The following is a 23,516-nucleotide window of genomic DNA, read 5'->3' on the forward strand; positions in this document are numbered from 1 at the left end:
AGGAAGTTGAGCGTGGAAACGTCGTAGGTGTAATAGGTGATTCTATGCCTGTTGACGCCGTCGGTCACCGAAGTTACACGGTCTTCATAAACGGTGTTGATTCCGAATTCCGGGACAAGCAGGGAATCGGGCTCGGTGTGGGGGAGGACAACCGTACCCATAAGGCTTAAGCGAAGCATGTACCTGTCGTATTGGTCTTCGACCGGGGCAAATTGAAGAACCGTCGGATTCTTGACGGACTGCGCCTGCACCGGAACGTGCGAAAGTGCCGCGAATGCGGCCGCTGCACAGAAAATCAATCCAAAGAATCTTGCCATCGACGTCACCTCCGCGAGATCGGCATCCGGGCGCAATTCCCGGCGAAGCGGACTTTCCGACCGCCTCGCGCCGATCTTGTTCCCAAGAATTCGGTCAGTATCCAAAAAGTGGACCTGAGGGGATTCGAACCCCTGACCTTCTCCATGCCGAGGAGACGCGCTCCCAGCTGCGCCACAGGCCCTCTTAATCAAGCAAAAGCTCCCGCCCGCCGGAATACAGCTCGTCAAGCCTGTAAAATTCGTGCAACTCGGGCAGGAAAACGTGCACGACGAAGCTATCGTAGTCGACCAGAATCCAGTCGGCAGCACGGTAGCCCGACAAGCTGGACAGGATTATATCATACTCTTTGAGCGCTTCAATGATTCTGTCGGCAATCGCCCTGTTCTGAAGCGGAGTTTGCCCCTGGCAAAGAACGACATACTCCGTGAAATCGGTCACCTCGGACACGTCCAATATCCGCAGTCCGATCGCAAGCTTGTCCTTCGCGGCCTCCGCCACTATTCGCATTACTTCGTCCAGGCTCTCGGGCTCGCGCGATGCCGAGCCTCGGGCCGGTCTCGCGGTGCCGTCGCGCCCTGGAATTTCTTGTTGCTGCAGCTTTTCCGAGATAATGCGGCTCCCGTTACTGAATCGCCCGAGCTATCGGGCAGGTGACATTATATAACATTCGCACTTGCCGCTGGAACTTTGGAAAAACAGCTTCAATGAATCCATTTGAACGGCGGGTAACAACCTTCGTGATTGCAGCTTGAGCGCCGCAACGTCGCCTGTCGGTAACGGTAAGGAGTCCGCCGAGCGCATTCCGGATATCCAATTCAAGGGGTGAAAGGTATGACGCGTCAGGAAATATACAAGGAAATCGAGGAAACTTTCGGGATTGTCCCCAGCTTCATAAAGCACGTTCCGGACGGCTCGCTGGAGCTTGAATGGAAGCTATTGCTCCAGACCCAGTTTGCCGAGGGAGCAATCCCGAACAAGTACCGCGAGCTTATCGGCGTGGCGATTTCCGCGATCACCAAATGCAAGTATTGCGCGTACTTCCACACCGCGGCTGCAAGGCTGAACGGCGCGACCGACGAGGAAATAGAGGATGCGGTCCACTTCGCGAAGAGCAGCGCCGGCTGGAGCACTTACATCAACGGGATGCAGGAAGACTTCGAGCAGTTCAAGAAGGAAATCGACGCCATCTCCGCCTACGTGCGCGAAAAGGCGGCGGCTGCGGGATAAGTTGTTTCTGTTAAACTTTGCGCGTGGAGCGCGGCATTTTTTCGCCTGACGACACGATAGCCGCCTGGGCGGGCGCGAGGCGCGGCCAGAGCCACCAACGCGTTTTTTTGAGGAGATTGGATTTGGCTTTCGGAGCAGCCGGGCTGTCAAACGCGCTTTCGTGCATGTAAACCACAGAATGCTTTTTGGCCCGTAAATCAAGTCCACTCACTAGGCCGCACGATAACCGCGCCGGATCCGGCTGTTGCCGGATTAGGCAATTGCGATTTCAAGAAACGGTCCCGGCCAATCATGAATGCCCCTGTCGCGCATTTCTGAAGCTCTTTGGAATGCCTGCCCGGCGGGAATGCGACGATGATTCTTTTTGCAGAGTCCAATTCGCGGACGGCTTTCACTACGGGAACCAAATCGCTGTCGCCGGAAATTAGAAGCGCCGAGTCGAACCGGTTTTCGAAAGCGTCTCCGAGTAATTGGATCGAAATGTTGACGTCGGTCATTTTTTCCACCGGCACGGTGTCCTTGAATCCGCAGTGCGGGCATTCCCTGTCCAGATTCTTGAATTTGCCAAAGTGCAACGAAGTATCCGGCAATGTTTGAATAGCGTCCAAGTACAGCGCTTGCCTTTTGCGGCTGTCCTGCCTGCCGGTGGATCTTGCAGTGAAGTACTTTGTATGAACCAGAGCCTGGTACGGTTTTAGCAACTGGCATACGAGCATGCGGACATCTAGCCATAGAAAGCGATTCCAGCCGCGTTCCTTAATGCCGTGATATAGGTTGTATCCGTCGATATACGCGATTACCCGATTGGAGTTTTGCACAAATCTGCTCTCGACAGCTTGACGTTTGCCAGTGCCTCGGGTATAATATCACCGTTCCATCCCCTGGGTGAGCAACCCAGGCCCGACGTTCCCGAAAGGGGGCGTCTCTTTTTTTTGCCTTACCGCATCAAAAGCCTCCACTCTGTTAAACTTTGCGCGTGGAGCGCGGCATTTTTTCGCCTGACGACACGATAGCCGCCTGGGCGGGCGCGCCCGCGCACTCCGCGCTTGGAATCGTCAGGCTTTCCGGTCCGCGCGCGCATGAAATCGCGGGCAAAATCGCGGGCCGCACCCCCGATCCGGAACGCTGGTGCGGCGCCGACCCACAGGCTTTCTACACGCGCCTGCGCCGCGCGGACGGCTCCGGCTCGCTCATCGACCATTGCATCTCGCTCTGGTTCCGGGCGCCGCACAGCTATACCGGCGAGGATATGGTCGAGTTCTCCATCCACGGAAATCCGATACTCGGTAATGAAGTCGTGGATGAATGTATAAGGCTGGGCGCAAGGCTGGCCAACCCAGGCGAGTTCACCGAGCGCGCGTTCCTTTCCGGCAAGATGGACCTCTCCCAGGCCGAAGCCGTTCAGGAGCTTATCGCCTCCAAATCCCGCCGCGAAATCGAGGCCGCCCGCTCGCTTCTCTCCGGCGGGCTGCGGCGGCAGGTCGAGGAGTGGTACGCGCGAATCGTGAAATTGCGCGCGTCGCTGGAAGTGATTTTCGATTACCCCGGCGATGTTTCGGACGTGAGCTACCAGCCCGCGCCATCGGAGGACGGCCACCGCCAGTACGCCGTCGCGCCCGGCAGCGAGGAAGCCGAGCGCGAGGCGATGCGCGAAATCCTGGCCGAAATCACCGAAGCGATGGACGACCTCGTCGCGTTCCACGACCGCAACAAGGCGCTGCGGGAAGGCGTGCGCGTCGCGCTCGCGGGCGCGCCCAACGTGGGCAAGTCCAGCCTTTTCAACGCGCTGGCCGGATACGACCGCGCGCTGACGGACGCGAAGCCGGGCACGACAAGGGATTACCTTGAACTCACCCTCGGATGGGAACAGCTCACGCTCACGCTGGTTGACACCGCGGGGCTGCGCTCGGGAGGAGGAAAAGTGGAGAAAGAGGGCATCTCCCGGGCGTACAAAGTGCTCGCGGACGCGGACGCCGTGCTGTTTCTAATCGACGCGTCTGATTTGAAGCAGCCATACGGCGAAACCGCAACCTCCGCGCTTTCGGGAATCCCCGAACTCTCCGAGTTGAAGGAGCTGGTCCTAGTCGCGAACAAGATAGACTTAATCCCAAATAAGTCGCGCAAAAAACTGGAAGCCGCGATAGCGGAAATCGAAATGGCGACCGGCCTGCCCGTGATCGAGGCAAGCGCCGCGACCGGCGAGGGAGTCGCAGCGCTGCGCGCGTGGCTTGCCGCGTCGCTTTCGCCCGTTTCGATCGAAGACAGGGTTTTAATCTCCGAGCGCCACCGGGCGCGCGTCGGAAAGGCGCTTTACTTCCTGCGCCATGCATCCGAATCGCTGCGACAGGGCGTCCCGACCGACCTCGTTTGCATCGACCTGGCCGACGCGCAGCGGGAGCTTGCGGCAATCACCGGCCGGGAGCCCACGGCGGACTTGATAAACGAAATCTTCCGCGGCTTCTGCGTGGGGAAGTAGCGAAGCAGGCTTTTGATCCGAAGCGACCTGACTGCGATTAGCGATTTCATTACAACCGCACCGCTTTTAAAGCGGAGAGGGCGGGATTCGAACCCGCGATACAGGCTTACACCCGTATAACTGCTTAGCAGGCAGCTGCCTTCAGCCGCTCGGCCACCTCTCCGGGGGACGGCATTATACCAAAGACCAAGTTCATACTTGGCAGTAAGCGCGCAGGAAGCCGAGGCGCTTTCCGCGGGGCAAATGGTTGACAGGTGTTGGTTACGGTGCGATACCCAACCAGCGCGCGTACTCCGCGGCGCGCTTTTCATCGCCCAAAGAGCGCGCCACTTCCATCATTTCCCGCGCATGATTGCGCGCTTCCTCCGTTTTATCGCGCCGAAGAAGGTCGCGAAGCGTTTCGTCGTCGGGAACTTCCGCTTTCTTGCGGTTGGAAACTCTTTTGGCGATGTCCCCGAAGTGACCGTAGTCAATATCCGGTTTTTCCGGCTCGGGAGCATACACGACGCTTCGACCCCTCATCAGCAAAAGCCGAAGTGAATAGGCCAACAACCAAAACAAGCACCAATACCAGCCGAAGAAGAAAACACCCGTCGCGCACAAAAGCAAGCTGACAAACCCGCCGAGCACACCGAAGGCACTATCCTCGCTGAGGCGATATCCGGAGCCACAAAAAGTCGCGCCCATCAGCCCTGCGGAAAGCAGAACCTGCACTGCAAAAATCAAGACTGGATCGCGCGCCATTAAAATAGACATGTTCAATCCAATAGGCATGATTACACTAATCTCGGTCAAGTTCCACCGGCAGCTGCCGGAAACAAACAACTAAAGTCCCGCTTGGGCTACAATTCTTCCGTGCGAAAAATCACGATTAAGAGCTTCGCCAAGTTCAATCCGGTGCTCGAAGTGCTGGGACGGGATTCCGCCGCGGGGATGCACTACGTTTCGACGGTTCTGTGCAACCTCGACCACTTCGACGTGGTCACAGTCGAAAAAACCGGCGAGGCCGCTTCCATCCGCAGCTCGAACGGCGGCCCGCCCGCGCCGGACGCAGCCAGGTTGGAAATCGTCCTGGACGGCGACTCGGATGCGCATTTGCTGGAAGTCGGCGACCGCGGCCTCTCCCCGCTGCAAACGCGATCTGCAATCCCAACCGGCGCGCAGAATACGGCGCACAAGGCATGGCGCGCGGTTTGCGCCGCGTTCGGCCATACGTTCCCGGCGCGCGTGCGGTTGCTGAAAAGGATTCCCGCGGCGGCGGGTTTGGGCGGCGGAAGCGGAAACGCAGCGGCGGTGATAGTCGCGCTCGTCAGGCTGTTCGACCTGGAAGCCGTGCCGGAATCTATGGCGATGATGGCGGCGGAAATCGGCGCGGACGTCCCGTTTTTCCTTTCGGGCGGGCTGATGATGGCAGAGCATTTCGGCGAAACGTTGTACGACTTGGGCGAATCTCCACCTTTTTTCGCGGCCGTACTCAAGCCGGCGTCGGGTTCGAGCACCGAGGAAGCGTACAAACTGCTCGATTCCTTGCTTTCCCTTGAAGAAGGCGTCTGCCGGTCCGCGCGGACGACGCGCGGCTTCGCGAACGCTATTGCGGCCGGCGGGGATTTTATGTCCTTCGTCCGAAACGATTTCGATCTCGCGATGCTCAAACACAATCCGGACGCGGGACTGCTTTTCGGTTGGCTGCAGGGCGAGCGGGCCGACCGCGTAGTGGTCGCGGGAAGCGGCTCCGCCGTGATAGGGCTGTTCAGGAACGAGCCGCCAAGCGACCTGCCCGTGCGTGCGATGAGCCAGCTGGGGGGAATGCTTGAATGCGCGTTCATAGCGCGCCCCGCGCCCGCCGGACTAGAGGTGGTGGACTGGGAGTGAAAGCCGCCATAGCTTTCATCGCCGCCGCCTGCGCCATCCTTGCGGCGATGTATCAAATCTCCTGCAATCAAGCCGAAATAAAGCCGGAAACAAACTCTCCCCGGCGCTCCATCTTCGCCAAATCCGATCCCGATGACATCTGGGCGCAGTACGCGCGCAACGAAAACCACGACACTTTCGTCGGCGGAAAGCTGGGCGAACTGCGCCTTGTCGAAAGGGTGCCGGGCGAACCCATTTTCGAAAAGCAGGGACTGCAGCAAGGCGGCGTGATTTACGCGGGCGGCAAGCTTTTCGTGCCGGACGATCAAGGAAGGATTCTTTGCGTGGACGCCTTAACAGGCGAGAGAATCTGGCAAACGCGCAAACAGCTACCGCCCGGCCGTTTTCACGTGGGCGGCCGCTATTACAAGGGCGTTCTTTTTTACGGAACGATGCCCGGCGGATTGAGGGCGATCGATGCGAACAGCGGGAATTTGCTTTGGGAATCGGAAGGCGCGGAACAGATGGGCGGTGTGAGGACCATCCCCGTCATCCGTGACGGCAGGTTGTATTTCGCCGACACGGAATCCAGGTTTTATTGCACGGATGCGGAAACCGGAAAAACGATTTGGACGAAAAGCCTTGCGCATTCGGAACCGTGCGATGCGGATCCAGTTTTCGCGCTGGGTAACGTTATTTTCGCGACACCGGCCGGAATTCTGTATTCGCTCAACGCGGAATCGGGCTCCGTCGAATGGGCGGCTTCCTTTTTCCTGTCACTTTTGGCGACTCCCGCTCTCGCGGAAGAAAATTTGTATCTGACGTGTTCAGACAAGGGCTTATACGAAGTAGACGCCGAGGACGGAAGAACGCGGCTGTTGTTGTCGCTCGAAGGAGGAAGCACCGGAGTTCCGCTGGTTCACGATGGAAAAACAATAATAGGCGACGAAAGGAATTTTCTTTACTGCGTGAATTCAAAAGACGCTTCGGTTGAATGGAAAATCGAATTGCCCACCCCCCCCGGAGGATTGACGCTTGGATTCGAGGACGCCGTCGTGACCATTTGCTCGATTCACGAGCCGATCGATTTCACGCTTCCGCGGGCAAGGGGGGAACTCGAGGATTACGTGCGAAGAAAGCAGCCGTTCAGGGGAATCTCGATGGAACAATGGAGGGAAGCCACAAAAGGACCCGACGGCGAGAAAGCAGGAGAAGAGCTGGTGCGGAATCCGCCCGAAGTGGACACCCGCAAAGTGGTTGAAGCGAACGGCAACGGCTATACTATGCTGGCAGCCAAGCGCGCGGAAGCGGTCGTGATATCTTGGGATGGAACGATACTTCAGCGAATCGCCCTGCCGACCGCGCTGCAATCCGCGCCGGTTTGCTCAAAGGACGCGATTTACGCGCTTGACACTGACGGATACTTTCAGGTGCTTAAATTCGGATAAATGCTTCCAAGACTCGGAATACTGGTAATAAAAGAGTTCCGGCAAAAGGCCAGGGGGCTTTCGACAATCGGAATCCTGGTTTTCATGCTCGCGGTCATAGCGCTAGTCAGCTATTTCGTGCTGATCCAGGGATACGTCTCGATCGAAAACGGGTACAGCTCCGCATCCGACATCGGACGCAACCTTGCGGTCGGCGTGCTTTTTTCCCAGTTAATACTGACGGCGGTTTTCGGATTGACCTTCAACGGCAGCGCGATCACCCAGGAAAGGGACAGAGAAACTATAGACCTGATGAACCTGACCCTGCTCTCCAACGCCGAAATCGTATCCGGCAAGCTTGCATCCTCAATCCTGTTTATCCTGCTGCTTCTTTTTGCCGGTCTGCCGTTTTTCGCGCTTTCGTACACTTTCGGCGGATGGGAGATATCCGAGCTGGGAGCGGCCATCCTCGTCGAATTCGCCCTCGTCTTCCTTGTGAGCGCGATCGGATTATTGATCAGCGTTTCGAGCAAGGACACCCGCGCCGCGCTGGGCCGCACTTTCACAACTCTGATTTTCGGAACCGTTGGAACGCTTTATTTCGGAATCCGGTTTCTATCTCCATCGCAGTACGGCTCCGTAATTTCCGAATCCTTGCACACGGTGCTGGGTATCGCGAGCGTTTACCTCAATCCGGGATTCGCGCTTTACTATGTTTTGTTTCCCGGAACGTCGAGCCTCCAAAGCGCGGCCGCGACCGCGTTGCTTTCAGTCAAGGGATACCCGTTCTGGCTGCAGGCCGTCACGATCCAATGTTTAATCGCGCTGCTCGCAACTTTGCTGGCAGTCGTTAACTACGGAAAAATAAGGATGGGGCTTCGGTGATCGCGCGCGGGCTTGCGGCGCTCGCCGCTTTTTTTGTTTTCGCATTGTCTTTTCCATCTGCCGCACAGGGCGACCGGCCGGCCGAAAGACTCGTTGTGTCGTACGAAATCGGCCCGGGGAATGTGCCGCACTTGGGCAGGATTAATCCGATCACGCTGGAAATAACAAATCCCGACGGAAAGCCTCAATTTGCCGGGAAGGCGAGGGTTAGCACCGGGGAAAACGTTATCGAGTCGAATATATTCATCGCACCGGGCGCGACCGTAGTCGAAATGCTTCCGGTGGATTTCGATCCCCCTCCGAATTCCATTGAAATCGTGATTCTGGACGGAGCCGGGCGAATTGCATGGGAAAAATCGGGCAACCTTTCTTCTGCTGCGGCGCCGGAAGACGCCGTGCTGTTGGTGATAGACGAAAAGAGCGGCGGACTTTCCTACCTGAATGGAATGGATGTGCTCACGCGCAGATCGTCGTATTTCTCGCAGTTCGACACGAAGCTGCTTTCCGGATCGATTAAGGTTGGAACGGTGCCGCTGTCAAGACTGCTTTCGGCAGGACCGTTGTATCTGAAAGCGGTGGACGTGCTTGTCGTCCGCGACGGGGATTATTCGCGGATCGCGGAGCGCGACGCGGCGGGGCTGGCGGCTTTCGCAGCTTCGGGAGGAGTGCTCGTCCTATGCCACGGCGTAGCCGGTCCGAAAGCATACTCGTCTCCGCTGGGAAATTTCATGCCGCAGCCTATATCAAGCGCGGAGCCGTCGAGCGATCTCGGCCAGCTCGCGGAGTTGGGAGGCGTACCCATACCGAATTCGGTTCAGGTGATGGTGGCCGCCGGGCAAAAGCCCGCCGCGAATGCCGAAACTATCGCCGGCTCCGATTACCCTCTAATAGTCAAAAAAGATTACGGACTCGGCACGGTTATTCAAATGAATCTCGATTACAGCGAGCCTTCGATCAGAGGCTGGGCCGGCTGGAACACGGTGTGGCGCAGGCTGCTGATCGGCCCGCTATGCAGGGGGAGGTTTGAAGAGCACTCAATAAATCCCGGCAATATGGCCGCATTGCTCAAGGATATTCCCCAGGCCAAGCCGGTGCAACCGCGAGTAGCGTCGTTTTTCATCCTGCTCTATGTCGTACTTGTCGGCCCGGTCAATTACCTGCTGGTCGCGAGGCGCAAAAACCGCGTGATTCTTTGGGCGACGATTCCCGCGGTGATAATCCTGTTCACCGGATTCGGAGTGCTTCTCGGCTACCTGACGCGCGGCACGCAAAACATCGTACGGCAGATAGACGAAGTACATGTCTTTCAGGATGTACCCGTTGCGCTCGCGCGGGCGAATTACCTTCAATATTCATCCTTCAGCACAAAGTCCGGCTTGAACGTGAAGGAAGAAGCCATCGCGGTCCACACTTCAGTCCCGCCGGAGCAAAAGGAGCAGAGCCGATACGGCTATCCGCAACCGGTTAGGACAGCGTCGTCGGGTTTGGGCGCGGTCGTCCGCACCAGGCCGACGCTTTCCGTCGAGAGAAGACTGAACAAATGGACTCCGTACATCACGTGGTTCGACGGATTCATCCCCGGAAATTTCGGCGAAGCGCGCTGGGATGAAAGCCGCGAGAAAATCGAATACAGCTTTCCCCGGCGAGTGATGGACAGCTGGATACTTTCGCGCGGCCTAGAGCGCAGCCTGGGGCAAATCGCGCAGGAAGGCTGGTTCAAGCCGCCCGAATGGAGAGCCGAAACGCGCGCGGAAAACACACGATTCGGCTCGCTGTACGACAAAAGACATGAAATCGTAGCCGCGGCAAAGAAATCACTCGACAGTTCGGGGTTGGGCCGGGACGAATTGAAATTCTGCGTGTTTTTGCAGGAACCATCCATCGAGCTTGCGCCTTCGTCGAGATTCTCAAGCGAAGCGGCAAGCTTTGTCGTGCATCACTTGCCCGCTCCGCGAGGCACGCCTGCAAATCCATCCATCAATATCGAGCCTTATGATTTCGAACAGCCGCAGTCGGCGGCAAATATCGGCTCGTCCTATTTCGGCTATGGAGACGTCGCGGCACTGGCGGAGCTGCGCGAGAACGGACGTATCGATTTCGCGGCGCGGATAACTCCGGTCGATCCCAACGCCAATTACAGCCTGTCTGTCAACGTCAGCACATCCCAATATTGGAGCGGGGAGGAAGGCGGGGAATTCGAAGTGTCGGTGCGAGGGCTCGCGGTTCCAGCCCGCGTGGTTTCCCAAGGTTCGAGGGAAGCGAGGCTGACGATAAACGGAAGCGACATTCAAGGCGAAACGTTGTTCATCACGGTAAAATCGTTGAAGGACACGCTTTATCTGACCGACATAAAGCTTGCGCTTTCGAAGGCTAGTCGAAGTAACGCTTAGAAATCCTTATTTCAAGCGGCTCCAAAGTGCCGGGCGCCAGAATCACCTCCGCAAGATCGAATCTGACGAGCGTTTTGTAAAGCAAGCCCTTTGAAGACAGGTACATTTTCGCAAGCTTTTTTATCTGCCTCGCCTTGTGCCAGGTCAGCGCGTCCGATGGCCGGAACACTTCGCCCTTGATTCGAGTTTTCACTTCGACTATGGCCGTGACATCTCCGTCTTCCGCGATGATGTCTAGCTCGCCTCCGGCAATCTCCTTGTTCCGCTCCACAATCGTATAACCGAGGCGGACCAGCTCCCCGCACGCAAGCTCTTCGCCCTGCGCGCCGATACGCTGCCTGTCGTCCGGGCCTCCCTCCTCGAATTGTTCCGGTTCCGGCTCTGTATTCATCCTTCTTTGCATTTCCGTCAAACGTTTGTTTCCGGGTCAAGAACGTCCTGGGCGCTTGCGACTCTTCGCAAGCTCCCGTCGGACAATCTCACGACCAGTTCGCCGGTTTCGTAATCGACCTCGCGGCACTCCGCGCTCACGTATCCGCCGTCCACAAGCACCATACGCGTCGCGCCGCGGGTCTGATCGCGCTTTTCGAACTCGGCCAGCAGTCCGGCAAGGCTTCCCGACGAACCGGCGGATATTGCTTCGACGATTCCGCCGGCCGCGGCTATCAAAAACGGCAGCCTCGAAAGCTGGCCGCGAAAAGTGAGATGTTCCGGCTCCACGCCGCCGGGAAGCTCTTCCATTATGGACGTCACCGCGGGCGCGAGCTTTTCCGGAAAATCCGCGCGCCTGCTGCGGCAGTTTATTCCGACTCCCACAACGGCAAAAGAGTCGAAAAGCAATTCCACCAAAATCCCCCCCGCCTTGCGCTTGGCGATGACGATGTCATTGGGCCACTTGACTCCGACCGGAACGTTTATCAACGCTTCGATATTGCGGGCTATGGCCGCTCCCGCGGCGAGCGATAGCAGTCCGCGGGGCTTGAAATCCGACACATCCATCGCAAGGCTGAAAAGCAGATCCTTCCCGAACCTGTCCGTCCAGGTTCGGCGTCCGGTGCCGCGCCCTGCGGTCTGGCCGTCGCAGACGACCAGCATCGTGCCCCTTTCGGAAGCGCGAAGCCTTGACTTGAGCAGGTCATTCGTGGATGTGACAAGGGGGAAATAGTATTGGGCTTCCGAAACAGCTGCAAATGCCGGCTTGAATGCTTCGGCACCCGGAGAGCGCCGACCAAGCCATTCCTTGAACTCGTTTAAGCTGTATTCCCAGTAACCGGGACACTGCTCGATTAACACGGGGATATTATGGCATATAAGTTACCAGAATAGTCAATGGCGTGCGATGTAGGCCGCGACGCCTATGTTGCATTAGAAAAAGTGCTATGTCTGATATAATCCCGCGGTTTTCCGGAGGCACAAGTTGAGATACGCCGTCATTATCCTGATCATCGCCGCCGCGCTTGCGATTGCCGCAGGCTGCGGCAACTCCTCATTCAATAGCGCGGGAGCGCCAGCCGATTCCGGGACTCTGGCTCGCGCCGCGATGACCATAGACTTCGAAAGCGCGCAGGTGATGCCGCCCCGCCCGCCCAGGATATCGGAGGTTCCCCGCGGAACGGGCATCGTTTCAGACTCGTTCGAAATGATTGTAATCAATGGAATGGGCAGCCCGGATCCGGGGCTCCAGTCGAAAATGTCGCTCGAAACGGTGCGCGGCGAGGGAACAACCACTTTGTTTGTCAAATCGGTCGGGCTTGCGGATGCGTACGACGCGCTTTTCATCATCCGGTACGATCCTGCCAAGAACTCGTATCTGTCCACGGCGGAAGGCGATTTCCTTGGGGGGCCGGGCGAGACAATTACGTTGTTTTATCCCAAATACGGCGAGGTGCACTGCGCTGTCGCCCGCATCCGTCCCGACGAAAACGGCACGAAATCAGGCGAAGGGCTTATCGCTGCGCTGACCTTTGCCAACTCCCCCGAGCGCAAGGCGCTGGCAAATCCTTATCCGAACACATCGAAGCCTTGGAACAAGGTCGATCCGCTGAACGCGGTGGACAACGGCGACGGCACGGTCACCTTAACCTGGGTCGAGAAAAACGTCGGCGACTACAACAACAACGGCGAGGTTTCAATCGCCGACGTCACGCCCATAGCGCTTAATTTCAACGCAAATACCACCGACGGCCAGGGCAACGATCCCTGGGAGCAGCTGATAGACGGCGACAAGAGCGGCGAAGTCGGAGTATCGGACATCACACCGATCGCGCTCAACTGGCTTAACACGCTGGTGGGATACAACATCTACAGAACCACTTACGTTGAAGGCGTCGAGCCGGTATTCGGCCCCGGCGACAAGCTGCCGAATCCGATCAATCCCGGCGCGCCCGCGACCGTCGTCCGCGACGGAATCTGGGGGGAAGGACAGCCGCCCAACGAGGCGTTGACCTACCTTTTCAACGACGAGCTGGAAGTCCCCGGCAGCTACGTATACGTCGTGCGCCCCGTATCGCTTCCCGAAGACTCGCCGAATGAGGGTCTCGACAGCGCGCTTGGCATCGTCAGCACGTCCATTCCAACCCGCCTTGAATTGTTCACCGAGCAGCCGTCCTATGTCAGCGGAAATACTGTCGTGCTCGAAGTGCGGCTAATAAGCGGCATAAACGTCTTTTCAACCAACTGCCGGCTCGATTACGATCCGGCGAAGCTGCAGTTCGAGTCCATCGCCGCGTCGCTCGACGGAGCGCATCCGAACTACTTCCCGGAGTTCCCCGGCTCGCTGTTCTTCGGGGTGCAGGTGGATTCCGACACGATCGGCTTCAACAACACACAAAAGAAAGGCCAGCCCGGCATAGGCGAGGCGCCGGACGGCGCCACCGGTACGCTTGCATACGTGACTTTCACCGCGATCGGCACGGGAGATACGACTATCAGCTTCCACGACCCAAGCAACTTCATCTACCTGCGCAGCCCGAATCCGGACTTCTCGCAAAACCTGCTCCCCTTCGGCCTGGGCAATCCTCTGCAAATAACGATTACATCGTCGTAGCCGGATTGGCGGCGCGGAATCGTCCAACCCCAGGAGGACGGCTCCTCGCCGGGACGGATTAACGCGTTTTCCGCCGGCGGCCGCGCCGGACGGTTCTTGTTGCCAAGTTTGCCTGCCTTGAGTTAAAATACATCCGCAGGCGGGCTTGCCCCGCCCCGGTCTTGGAGCGAGCACCGCCGCCAGCAAAGCTCCGAACGCGGCGGTCGCGCAAGCGCGTCCCCGCGTGTTATACTTTGCACGATCCGGTTTTACGGGGTGCGGATATGGCTCGATTTTCATACGTTGTGCGGGATAGCTCGGGAAAGAGCATGAGCGGAGTCATGGACGCCGCCGATCGCAACGCGGTCATTAGCAAGCTTCGCTCCAGCGGCTACTTGATTACAAACATTACTGAAGCGGGATCTTCCGAAAAAACCGGACCCGACCTTCTGGAACGGCTTACCGGGAAGGTGACCGTGAAAGAAGTCGCGGTATTCAGCAAACAATTCGCCGCGATGATCAACGCCGGTTTGACGATGATCCGATGCCTTCGCGTACTTGAAAGCCAAACCGACAACAAGCTGTTCAAAGACGCTATCAGCAAAATCAGGGACGAGGTGTCAAGCGGCGCCCCTCTGTCCACCGGTCTGTCGCATCATCCGAAGATTTTCTCCAGGCTGTACGTTTCGATGGTGAGGGCGGGAGAGGAGTCCGGCTCGCTGGACATCACGCTGCAGAGGCTTTCGGTGCATCTTGAAAAGGAAGTGGCGCTGCGCGACCAAGTATCCGCCGCGATGAAATACCCGCAAGCAATCCTTATCGTGATGATCATCGTCATTTCCTTTCTTATGATCAACGTCATCCCCGTATTCGCGCAGATGTTTTCCCAACTGGGCAGCGCGCTTCCTATGCCCACCAGGATTTTGATGTTCGTTTCGAACTCGATGAAAAGCTTTTGGTGGCTCTACCTTGCGGCTGTAATCGGCTTGGTATGGACCTTCAAATTCCTGGACAAAACGCCCCAGGGAAGGTTGGTGTTCGACCGAATCCGCCTCCGGCTCCCGGTGTTCGGCCTTCTGAACAAAAAAATCGCGGTGGCCAGGTTCACACGCACTCTGGGCACCCTTCTTTCCAGCGGCGTGCCCATCATCGGCGCTCTGACAATCGTGGAAGAAGTCGCGGGCAACGTGGTGATCGAAAATGCGATTTCGTCCGTCCGCAACTCGATAAAGGAAGGCCAAACCATCGCCGCCCCCTTGGAAAAGTGCGGCGTTTTCCCCCCGATGGTGACTAACATGATTGCGGTCGGCGAGGAATCGGGCGCGATTGACGAGATGCTGCAAAAGATCGCCGATTTCTACGACGCGGAAGTGGAGTCCATGGTCAAGGCTCTGACGTCGCTGCTGGAGCCGATAATGATTACGGTTATGGGCACGATGGTCGGCGGCATTGTAATTGCCCTTCTCCTCCCGCTTTTCAAGATGATCGCCGTGCTCCGCGACATGAAGTAATTAACAAATGCGACAATTTTTACATTCGTTCGATAGCGCGGATTTAGTCAATATTGATGCGGGCACTGGATTTTTTTCCGCCAACCCGCCGAAAACTTGCGACGTCCGCAAACTCGGGTAAAAATATCGTCGGCTGTTGTAACTTTACTTTTTTTTGGAGGTAGTACTTTGATGAGGACCAAAGGTTTTACCCTTATCGAGTTGATGATCGTGGTTGCGATCATCGGCATCATCGCGGCGATCGCGATCCCGACCCTGATTTCCACCCGCACCGCGGCGATGAGAAGCTGGGGCACCGGCATTTGCTCGACGGTTAGAAGCGGCAACGGCGCGTTTTACGCGGCGAACGGCAACTATGCTGCGGATTTGAGTGAACTCACCGATACGACGCCTCCCGGCCCGTACCTGGACGACCGTTTCAACACTACGACCGACTTCGACGGCAGGGCCGGAGTTGACATCAGCTACTCCCAAACCAACGGCGGCCAAGGCTTCACCTTCACCATCACCGTGCCCAACGTCGGCGACATCACTGTTGACGAAAGCGGCGAGATCGTAATCTCATAGTTTAATCAGGCTGCGATCAAATGACGGGCCCTTCGGGGCCCGTTTTTTTTGCTCGATTTTCTTTCGAATAGTTCGTGCGCAACAAACAAAGGGAATTGTACAGAGTTACCCGAGCATTGTTGTGGCAACCTAATGGATTGGATGCTGCTGGTTGTCGTTGGGTTTTGAGTGCGAAGATTTAACTTGGTTTTTCAACCGATTATCCGTCGCAGGGGAACCGGTTTTCCCGTCTGGACTTTATTGAACTGACTCAATCCCATCTTTCCGACGTGCCGTCACGGCGCATCGCATCTTCAATGCTAATGGGCTGCGAAAAGGTATCACCAATTCCGGCGGGAGCGGCGCCGCCGTCTTCCGGCCCCGTCGGCTCGGCCGCCTGCCCCTGCTCCGCGCTTTCTTCTTCCGGTTCAGGTGCAAGGCGAAATGAATGCACCGGAGCACTTTCGCTTAGCGGTTGCTGCCAGATGCGCTTTCGAAAACGGCCCCCGCCCCTCGGCAGTTTCCCGGAACGCGGCCATAAAACCAAAAGCGCCCATAAGAAGGTTCCCCAAATGAAAACCACTTCGAAATTTAGCAGCTCCGTAAAACTATAATCGGCAAAATCGAAGGAGCCCTTCATTGAAAAAAACGCCGCGGCTGTGCAGAGCGGCCAAAGCAAAAACAAAACCGGTTTGAGCGCGTTCCTTTCACGCAACAACGCAGCTGCGGCAAATCCTGCAATTGCTCCGATAGAAATGCTGATGAGCGATTGCGACCGGAACGCAATCAAATAATGTCCGGCCCAGCCTGAAACGCCCCATACGAGTGAGGCGGACGCAAGCGAAAAATAGAACCAGCGAAGCATTTGGGGACGTTAATCGGACGGCCGGGAAAGGCCGGGGTTCATTTTATCAGGAGCGCGCGTTTATGTTGATATACAACTTGCGCGATATACCGTACGCCGCTGCGGGCGGCGGTGACAAGACCAAATTGCGGCCAAGCCTGAACTACTGTTCGTAAACCAGGATGTTTCCGTAAAACCGATCGTTGATCAAAAGCAGGTTGCGCAGCTCCGGGTTGATGCCGTTGCCCAGGAAATAGCGGGTTCCGTCCTCGAACTGAATCGCCCTGCCCCATTCCGCCAAAAGTATGCCGTTGGAATTGTACTTGCGGATGGTGTCGCAAAGGACGTAAACCTGATTGGACGGACTGACGCCGACCGCCTGGGGATAGCGGATGCCGCTCCAAACTTGCTCCACCTTTCCTTTCCGGTTCAACACCTGAATCCTGTCGTTTCCGGAATCGGCGACAAGCAGGCTTCCCAGCGCGTCGATGCAGATTGAATTGGGCCTGATATACCTGCCTGGAATCGTTCCCTTGCCGCCGAAGGTCGCTTCTTCTTTCATTGTGGCCACGTTGTAAACGTGAATGATTGAAGTTTCCCGATCGACAACAAAAAGCTTCGCACTCTCCCAAAGCACCATGCTGACCGGCTCGGACAAACCTCTGGCCAAGGTGCCGCGATAGGCGCCCTTTTCGTCGAAAACCTGGATGTCGCCGCGTACCCGGTCGCAAACGTATATCCTGCCCAGCCTGTCGATTTCTATCGCGGACGGCTGGCGGAACTGGCCGGGCCCGTCTCCTTCGCCTCCGAAAGAAACCAACAGCGCACCGGCCTCATCAAGCACGCACACCTTTGAAGACCCGCTGTCGGAATAGACAAGCCGTCCGTCCTCGTAGAAAGAAAACACTTGCGGATCTTCGAAATATGCCTGCGTATAGTCCCGGTCAACCAGCACCTTGCGAAGCCGCAGCGCGGAGCCGCCTTCGATAAGCGATTCCAGATTGCGGGCGGGTTCGATTAACTTCGTATCGAATCCAAGTTTTGCGCTATCCAGCGAATCGCCTGTTATTGCCAGCGCGGACGAGCGTTCGAGTCTGGTCATCCCGCTTGTAACGGACTTGACCGGACCGCCGTCGAGAAGCATTAAAAGCTCTTCCAGCGCCTTGTCGAAGCCGCTCAAATCAATACATTTGGGTTCTCGTACCCCGCCGCCCGGCGATGAAGGCAACACAAATCCGGTGACAGTCGCGGTTTGTACGCCGGGGATTGCGGACGAAGTCACCAACATAGCCGCCGGAATCAACGTAAACAAAGCCGCGTAGAATACTCGACTAAATGGCCGAACCATGACTTATCCTCGACCTAATGAATTAGGCGGCGCAACAGCCCCGGCGGAAACTGCCGGAAGGCTGTCAACATCTTATCAACAAGCCGCTGCGTTGTCAAGTTAACTTATCAACATCCTTCCACACCCGCCAACAAACAGCCGACATTTGCAGCTCCAATCCGCCCGGTTATTCACATTCCCCGGCGGTTTGCAGGCTTGTAAGAATTGTTTTCGCACGCGATCGCCCGTCAATTTCGCTTTGCGCATCCCGTTCCGGCAGAAATGTCAACGGCTTCGAACACGGATGAACAACTTTTTTTCAGGTGATTCCGTCCAACCAAACTGAATATGTGAAACTTGTATTAAATTCCGTTAAAGATAGTAACAGTTGCCGATGTTTTCAACAATGGAATGAACAACTTGTTGAAAACCGGACCGCAGCCGGTATAGGAGCGCAAGTCCGGCCGAATCAACAATTCAAGCGTGAGCAAATGTTTGCATTGGGCGTTCGCGTCAATCAGCATTCGGCCGGACGCTGGTAGTATTTGGCTGTGGAATCCGAATGCTGTATCGGTGTTCTCGGCTTGCAGGGCGACTACGAAATGCACGCCCTTGCGATTTCGCGGGTGGACAAAGCGGTTGCGCGCATCGTCCGCTTTCCGGAAGACCTTGAAGGGGTTGACGGGCTGATTATCCCCGGCGGTGAAAGCACCACGTTTACATTGCTTCTCGATCGCACAGGGCTTCGAGATGCCGTTTCCGACTTCATCCGCTCCGGCAGGCCGGTCTGGGGAACCTGCGCGGGCGCGATATTGCTCGGTAAAAGGCTGCTGGGCGACGACGGCAGCGTGAAGGTGAATCCGCTGGGGGCAATCGATATCACGGTGTCGCGAAACGCTTACGGCCGACAGGTGGACAGTTTCGAGGCGCCGATTTCGATTGCGTTGAACGGGAACCGCCGCCGGCAATTCACCGGCGTTTTCATCCGCGCGCCGCGTTTTTCGGAGCCCGGGCCGGAAGTACGCGTTTTGGCTTCGCTTTCGGATGAGCCGGTGATGGCTGAACAGGGGAACGTGATAATCTCGTCCTTCCATCCCGAGTTGACCGGCGACGATGCCGTTCACAGGTATTTTGTTTCTTCCGCGCTGTCGCGGAAGGAGGTTTAAGTGATGCTTCGACACGTGACAATGATTTTGCTTGTGGCCGCCGCGCTTGCCGCGACGATCTATTGCGCCCAATCAAAGCCGCTTTTCCCCGAGGGACGGAGTCAGGACGGCGAGGACAAAAAGGGCCAGGAAGTAAAAGAAGAAGAAGCTGTAGACCTTTCGCTGCTGACGCCGTACAAAAGAGTGGGATTGATCAGATTCGCTGAACGCGGCGATGGACGCGCAGGCGAAAAGCGATTTATGTCCATAATTCTGGGCCGTTTGAAAAACGCCCAGCCCGACACCGAGTTCGTCGAAATCGAAGTCTCGCTTGATCCTGATACGCCGCTGATGGGCGAAAAGTCGCGTGAACTCGGCCAGGAATTCGGCCTTGACGCGATCGTGACGGGAACTTTCGTTGTAAAAGTGGTAGGCGGGCTTTATCCGACCATTGCGAACAGCGTGCCCGCCGGGCGCGTGGGCATCGAATGCAGGGTGATAGACACTGTCAGCGGCTGGAGCCGCGGAACCGCCGCGGTCGCCTGGGACAAAAACAAAATCTATCCCATGTCGGTCAAAACCCAGAAAGACCTCGAGGGGAAACTCATGCGTGACGGCGCAGAGGATCTGATTGCGGAGCTCAACAAGAAGGGATTGCTGTATTTCGAGCCGGAGCCGGATGCGGCGGGCGAATCCGCTGTCGCCGAGGGCGGACAGGAAAGCGCGGAATCGGAGAGCCGAGATTAGGCAGCCAATTGTAAAATCGCCCGTGCCTGAACTGTCCTACAGAGAAGCCGAGAAGCGGCTTATGGCGATTGATCCCGGCAAATGGGATCTGTCCTTGGATCGGCTTCGCGCGGTGGCCGCGCGGCTTGGCAATCCGGAACTGGCGATTCCATCCATCGTCGTCGGCGGCAGCAACGGAAAGGGAAGCGTGGTCGCGTACCTTTCAAGCGTACTCTGCGCGCGCGACGAACCCGCGGAAAACGCGGATTTCGCTGCAGGCGCGCTGGTGCGCGATTTGCACGAGGAGGATGTCGCGACAGCGGAGCATCATGAGCTTGCGAACAGGTGCCGCAGGCTGAATTCCCCCGAAATTTCCGCGGCGCGGTTTTTGCTTGAGACGAAGGGGACAGCACCGCCGAGGGTTGGAAGTTTCGTCAAGCCGCACATATTCACAATCCGCGAGCGCGTCAGAATAAACGGCGATCCGGTTTCGGAAGCCGAATTCGCGCGCGCGGCGGAGATTGCGTTCGCGGCCTGTGACGAATCCGGGGAAAAACTGACTTATTTCGAGTTGACGTTTCTCATCGCGGCGCTGGCTTTCCGGGAAATGGGAGCGGAAATCGCGGTTTACGAAGTAGGTCTGGGAGGCCGGTTCGACGCGGTCAACATCTGCCGCCCGTTTCTTTCGGTAATCACGAACATCGGCGCCGATCATCAGCGGCATCTGGGCAGATCGGCATCCGACCAGGCCCGCGAAAAAGCCGGCATAATTCCGGAGAGCGGAATCGTGGTCTGGGGCGGCGGAGTCGCGCGCGAGGCCGTAGAAACGACACCGGACGCGGCGCGACGCGACGCGGACACCGTAATCGCGGGCGCGGCCGCGGAGCGCGGCAGCTTTCTTTTGCCCGCGTTCAAAACGTTTCAGCATGTAAGATACGACTACGGATTCAATCGCCAGAAGGTTTCGATGATCATGCAGGATCTCGCGGCGCTGTACGGACGCCCGGTTTACGAAAACGAGCGCGTATTTTCAATAGACCAGATGGGCAGCTTTCAATGCGCCAACCTCGATTGCGTATTCACCGCAGTGCTTGCTTTGAAGGCGCTTGGATTCAATCCCGGATTCCACAGGTGGCGAACCGGCCTTTACCGCACGAAATATCGCGGGCGTTTCGAGCACTTCACGAAAGACGGCATGCGCGCGATTGTGGATTGCGCGCACAATCCCGACGGGCTGCGAAGCCTGCGGGCGAGCATTACGATGTATCAGGGGCCGCTTTTCAGGTTCGACCCGGAAAAAATGAAAGTTCCGGTGATTTTCACCTGTCAGCAGGGAAAGGACGTCGGCGCGATGCTGTGCGAAATCGCGCCGGTGGCGCGCTGTTTTTTTGCAACTTCCGTCAACGTGCTGAAACCAATGCCGGCGAAAGAAATCGTCCGGCTCGCGGGAGAAGCGGGAATCTCGGTGGAAGCAGCAAAATCGCCGGCTGACGCGATTGCACGCGCCGAAAAAACCGCGGGGCCGCAGGGCACGTTTTTGATTTGCGGGAGCGTGTATTCGCTTTCCGCGTTTATCGAGGAACTCGAAAGAAAAGATTACAAAAGCGCGCAAGCGCGAGGCTAAAACGCCTCGTCCACCGCGATCAGCTCTTCGAAATCCGCGATTTCGTCCTTCAGAGCCTGCTCCACACCCATTTTGAGCGTCAGCGTAGCTCCGGGGCAGCCATGGCAAGCGCCGTGAAGACGCACAAAGGCCTTGCGTCCGTCTATTTTCAAAAGCTCGATGTCGCCACCGTCCATGTTGAGGAACGGGCGCACTTTAGCGAGAACCTGCTTGACCTTTTCCTCGAAAACTTCGGGCGGGGTTGGGGTAATCGTTTGTTCCATTAGTAATAATCCTTGATGTTTTTAATCAGCCTTCCCTGTCGGCACCTTCGCCGGGGGTCGTACCCAAAAAATCCTTCGGCGTGATGGTGTGAAGGAACTGCTTGAACTGCTCCGGGTCAAACGCTTCTTGCGGCTCGTCAACGCCTTCTCCGACTTCCTCTTCACCTTCCGTGAACTTTATCTCGTACAGCAGCCTGTCGTCCACGTAAATTGGAATGTTCTTGCGAAGGGCTAGAGCAATGCCGTCGGAGGGACGGCAGTCGACGTCCACGCGTTCTTCGTTGGCCTCCACGACAAACTCGGCGAAATAGGTTTGATCCACTATCCGGTCTATGCGGAGCATTATGGGAGTAATGCCGGCAAGGTCGAGTAGATGAACGATCAGGTCGTGGGTAAGCGGGCGGGCGTAGTTGCGCTTTTCGATGGCCATCTGGATGCTGGCGGCTTCCGGCTCGCCGACCCAAATGGGCAGGTACATATCGGACTTGGTTGCATCGCGCAGGATGACAACCGGAGCGTCGTTCCGGGTGTCTATCCGCACATCCATCACCGTAACTCTACAAAGCGCCATCCGTCTCCAGCGGTTACTTTCTGGCCGAAAGTTCCGCACCTTGTATTACCCCATTTCCCGCCGGTCAAATTTTATCCGGCTCGTACGCCATCGTCAAGTAAGCCGCGCAATTTCGAAACCATTTCGCGCGCCTTTGCGGTGTCGTACAATTGGCGCGGCCATTGTGCCCAAGGAGATCAAATGGGGCTGATTCAAGTTGAGCGTTTGATTGCCGCCGATCCGGCAAAGGTGTTCGCGCTTGCGAAAGAAGCGGAGCGTTTCCCCGATGTCGTGCCGGACCTTACCGAGGTGAAAGCCGTGGAAAAGGACGGGGCTCGCGTGGTCACGACCTGGCGCGGCACGCTGTCCATCGCCGGGATGATCAACCGCGGCATCTACTGGAAAGAAGAGGACATTTGGGACGATGCGGCAAGAAAATGCACGTTTTCCCTCATCGAAGGCGACATGAAAAAATACAGCGGCGATTGGACGTTTGAGGATGCGCCGGATGGAAGCGGCGGCACGCTTGTGAAGCTATCGGTGGATTTCGAGCTTGGGGTGCCGATGATCGGCCCGCTGGTCGTGCGCTTGGTGGACAAGCTGGTTAAGGAAAACTGCGAAGCGCTGCTGGCGGGACTCGCAAAGCTGGCGGAAGGCGGGTAATCAGAAACGTGGGCTATCGAACAGAACGAGACACGCTTGGCGAAGTGAACGTGCCCGAAGGCGCGTACTACGGCGCGCAGACCGCGCGCGCGGTCGCCAATTTCCCCGTGAGCGGATTCCGGCTGCAGCCGGCGTTCGTCCGGGCGCAGGCCGTTGTCAAGCTCGCCGCGGCGCTGGCCAACACCGAGCTCGGCGCGCTGCCGAAGGAAATCGGCGATGCGATAGCGCGGGCCGCGCGGGAGGTGCTCGACGGCAAGTTCGACGCGCACTTCGTCGTGGACGCGTTCCAGGCGGGCGCGGGCACCTCGCAGAACATGAACGCGAACGAGGTCATCGCCAACAGGGCGAACGAGTTGCTCGGCGGCAAATTGGGAGAATACAAGCCGGTCAATCCGAACGATCACGTCAATTACGGCCAGTCCACGAATGACACGATCCCGACGGCGATCCGCATCTCGGCGCTGATCGAAATCGAGGACAGGCTGCTGCCCGCTGTCGCGGCGCTCGAAAATGCGCTGCGGGCGAAGGCCGCGGAGTTCGACGGAATAATCAAAAGCGGGCGCACGCACCTTCAGGACGCGGTTCCGATAAGGCTCGGCCAGGAGTTCGGCGCGTACGCGACTATGATCGCGGGCGCGCATCGCCGCATCTCGCAGGCGAAGGAAGCTCTGCGGGAACTGCCTCTGGGCGGGAGCGCGGTCGGAACGGGCTTGAACAC

General features: G+C 57.4%; 23 protein-coding genes, 2 tRNA genes and 1 pseudogene. 14 read left to right on the forward strand and 12 right to left on the reverse strand.

Annotated elements, in window-relative coordinates:
- The 3 genes from HRF49_12290 to rsfS all read right to left on the reverse strand — a co-directional run.
- Positions 1 to 317: hypothetical protein (locus HRF49_12290; protein MEP0815426.1), on the reverse strand; the 317-nt coding region annotated here is incomplete at its 3' end.
- A 109-nt stretch (positions 318 to 426) separates the two neighbouring features.
- Positions 427 to 499, reverse strand: a tRNA-Ala gene (locus HRF49_12295).
- Between the two features lie 2 nt (positions 500 to 501).
- Complete coding sequence (gene rsfS / locus HRF49_12300; GenBank protein ID MEP0815427.1) at positions 502 to 825, reverse strand: ribosome silencing factor; 324 nt, start codon at positions 823 to 825, stop codon at positions 502 to 504.
- A gap of 324 nt (positions 826 to 1,149) precedes the next feature.
- Here rsfS and HRF49_12305 point away from each other — a divergent pair, with 324 nt between their 5' ends.
- Positions 1,150 to 1,545, forward strand: a complete 396-nt coding sequence (locus tag HRF49_12305) for a carboxymuconolactone decarboxylase family protein (GenBank protein ID MEP0815428.1) — start codon at positions 1,150 to 1,152, stop codon at positions 1,543 to 1,545.
- Between the two features lie 197 nt (positions 1,546 to 1,742).
- On the opposite strand, the gene HRF49_12310 is transcribed toward HRF49_12305, so the two are convergent.
- A complete protein-coding gene (locus tag HRF49_12310) occupies positions 1,743 to 2,363 on the reverse strand; it encodes an NYN domain-containing protein (protein ID MEP0815429.1) in 621 nt (206 codons plus the stop codon).
- Positions 2,364 to 2,521: 158 nt separating this feature from the next.
- On the opposite strand from HRF49_12310, the gene HRF49_12315 reads away from it, so the two are divergent.
- Positions 2,522 to 4,021: a tRNA modification GTPase gene (locus HRF49_12315; GenBank protein MEP0815430.1), complete on the forward strand. Its 1,500-nt coding sequence runs from the start codon at positions 2,522 to 2,524 to the stop codon at positions 4,019 to 4,021.
- 72 nt (positions 4,022 to 4,093) lie between these two features.
- Here HRF49_12315 and HRF49_12320 read toward each other — a convergent pair.
- A tRNA-Ser gene (locus HRF49_12320) sits at positions 4,094 to 4,184 on the reverse strand.
- Between the two features lie 98 nt (positions 4,185 to 4,282).
- Complete coding sequence (locus tag HRF49_12325) at positions 4,283 to 4,795, reverse strand: hypothetical protein (GenBank protein MEP0815431.1); 513 nt, start codon at positions 4,793 to 4,795, stop codon at positions 4,283 to 4,285.
- 81 nt (positions 4,796 to 4,876) lie between these two features.
- On the opposite strand from HRF49_12325, the gene HRF49_12330 reads away from it, so the two are divergent.
- Genes HRF49_12330 through HRF49_12345 form a run of 4 tightly spaced genes read left to right on the forward strand, consistent with a single transcriptional unit; the run spans position 4,877 to position 10,574 of the window.
- Positions 4,877 to 5,893 carry a hypothetical protein gene (locus HRF49_12330; GenBank protein ID MEP0815432.1) on the forward strand — a complete coding sequence of 339 codons (1,017 nt, stop codon included), beginning with the start codon at positions 4,877 to 4,879 and terminating at the stop codon, positions 5,891 to 5,893.
- On the forward strand, positions 5,890 to 7,320 hold the full coding sequence (locus tag HRF49_12335; protein MEP0815433.1) for a PQQ-binding-like beta-propeller repeat protein: 1,431 nt from the start codon (positions 5,890 to 5,892) through the stop codon (positions 7,318 to 7,320). The genes HRF49_12330 and HRF49_12335 overlap by 4 nt, the downstream gene beginning before the upstream one ends.
- On the forward strand, positions 7,321 to 8,184 hold the full coding sequence (locus HRF49_12340) for an ABC transporter permease subunit (protein ID MEP0815434.1): 864 nt from the start codon (positions 7,321 to 7,323) through the stop codon (positions 8,182 to 8,184).
- Positions 8,181 to 10,574 carry a hypothetical protein gene (locus HRF49_12345; protein MEP0815435.1) on the forward strand — a complete coding sequence of 798 codons (2,394 nt, stop codon included), beginning with the start codon at positions 8,181 to 8,183 and terminating at the stop codon, positions 10,572 to 10,574. Before HRF49_12340 ends, HRF49_12345 begins: the two co-directional genes overlap by 4 nt.
- On the opposite strand, the gene HRF49_12350 is transcribed toward HRF49_12345, so the two are convergent.
- Together HRF49_12350 and HRF49_12355 are read right to left on the reverse strand one after the other, a co-directional pair.
- Positions 10,555 to 10,965, reverse strand: a complete 411-nt coding sequence (locus tag HRF49_12350; protein MEP0815436.1) for a YraN family protein — start codon at positions 10,963 to 10,965, stop codon at positions 10,555 to 10,557. The two genes, HRF49_12345 and HRF49_12350, sit on opposite strands and share 20 nt — an antisense overlap.
- A 17-nt stretch (positions 10,966 to 10,982) precedes the next feature.
- On the reverse strand, positions 10,983 to 11,867 hold the full coding sequence (locus HRF49_12355; GenBank protein MEP0815437.1) for a biotin--[acetyl-CoA-carboxylase] ligase: 885 nt from the start codon (positions 11,865 to 11,867) through the stop codon (positions 10,983 to 10,985).
- 124 nt (positions 11,868 to 11,991) lie between these two features.
- Here HRF49_12355 and HRF49_12360 point away from each other — a divergent pair, with 124 nt between their 5' ends.
- From HRF49_12360 to HRF49_12370, 3 genes and pseudogenes are all read left to right on the forward strand, one after another.
- A complete protein-coding gene (locus HRF49_12360; GenBank protein ID MEP0815438.1) occupies positions 11,992 to 13,620 on the forward strand; it encodes a hypothetical protein in 1,629 nt (542 codons plus the stop codon).
- A 263-nt stretch (positions 13,621 to 13,883) separates the two neighbouring features.
- Positions 13,884 to 15,110: a type II secretion system F family protein gene (locus HRF49_12365; GenBank protein ID MEP0815439.1), complete on the forward strand. Its 1,227-nt coding sequence runs from the start codon at positions 13,884 to 13,886 to the stop codon at positions 15,108 to 15,110.
- Positions 15,111 to 15,281: 171 nt separating this feature from the next.
- Positions 15,282 to 15,362, forward strand: a pseudogene (locus tag HRF49_12370) (prepilin-type N-terminal cleavage/methylation domain-containing protein).
- 565 nt (positions 15,363 to 15,927) lie between these two features.
- Here HRF49_12370 and HRF49_12375 read toward each other — a convergent pair.
- Positions 15,928 to 16,521 (reverse strand): hypothetical protein, encoded by a 594-nt coding sequence (locus tag HRF49_12375; GenBank protein MEP0815440.1) that lies wholly within the window; start codon positions 16,519 to 16,521, stop codon positions 15,928 to 15,930.
- A gap of 142 nt (positions 16,522 to 16,663) precedes the next feature.
- The gene (locus HRF49_12380; GenBank protein MEP0815441.1) at positions 16,664 to 17,848 is read right to left on the reverse strand and encodes a hypothetical protein; all 1,185 of its coding nucleotides are present in this window, start codon (positions 17,846 to 17,848) and stop codon (positions 16,664 to 16,666) included.
- 581 nt (positions 17,849 to 18,429) lie between these two features.
- On the opposite strand from HRF49_12380, the gene pdxT reads away from it, so the two are divergent.
- From pdxT to HRF49_12395, 3 genes are read left to right on the forward strand one after another with little or no spacing between them, the layout of a single operon-like run.
- A complete protein-coding gene (pdxT, locus tag HRF49_12385; protein ID MEP0815442.1) occupies positions 18,430 to 18,993 on the forward strand; it encodes a pyridoxal 5'-phosphate synthase glutaminase subunit PdxT in 564 nt (187 codons plus the stop codon).
- Positions 18,994 to 19,719, forward strand: a complete 726-nt coding sequence (locus tag HRF49_12390) for a hypothetical protein (GenBank protein ID MEP0815443.1) — start codon at positions 18,994 to 18,996, stop codon at positions 19,717 to 19,719. It begins immediately after the preceding gene.
- A gap of 22 nt (positions 19,720 to 19,741) precedes the next feature.
- Positions 19,742 to 21,322 (forward strand): hypothetical protein, encoded by a 1,581-nt coding sequence (locus HRF49_12395; GenBank protein ID MEP0815444.1) that lies wholly within the window; start codon positions 19,742 to 19,744, stop codon positions 21,320 to 21,322.
- Here HRF49_12395 and HRF49_12400 read toward each other — a convergent pair.
- Positions 21,319 to 21,585 carry a NifU family protein gene (locus HRF49_12400; GenBank protein ID MEP0815445.1) on the reverse strand — a complete coding sequence of 89 codons (267 nt, stop codon included), beginning with the start codon at positions 21,583 to 21,585 and terminating at the stop codon, positions 21,319 to 21,321. The genes HRF49_12395 and HRF49_12400 overlap by 4 nt on opposite strands.
- Positions 21,586 to 21,610: 25 nt before the next feature.
- Entirely contained in the window at positions 21,611 to 22,156 is a 546-nt protein-coding gene (locus tag HRF49_12405) for a bifunctional nuclease family protein (protein ID MEP0815446.1), read from the reverse strand.
- Between the two features lie 180 nt (positions 22,157 to 22,336).
- Here HRF49_12405 and HRF49_12410 point away from each other — a divergent pair, with 180 nt between their 5' ends.
- Both HRF49_12410 and aspA read left to right on the forward strand, forming a co-directional pair.
- The gene (locus HRF49_12410; protein MEP0815447.1) at positions 22,337 to 22,798 is read left to right on the forward strand and encodes an SRPBCC family protein; all 462 of its coding nucleotides are present in this window, start codon (positions 22,337 to 22,339) and stop codon (positions 22,796 to 22,798) included.
- A gap of 8 nt (positions 22,799 to 22,806) precedes the next feature.
- Positions 22,807 to 23,516 (forward strand): aspartate ammonia-lyase (aspA, locus tag HRF49_12415; protein MEP0815448.1); only part of this gene is annotated, 710 nt, incomplete at its 3' end.

The sequence above is a fragment of the bacterium genome, assembly GCA_039961635.1.
Classification (GTDB): Bacteria; 4484-113; 4484-113; order JAGGVC01; family JAGGVC01; genus JABRWB01.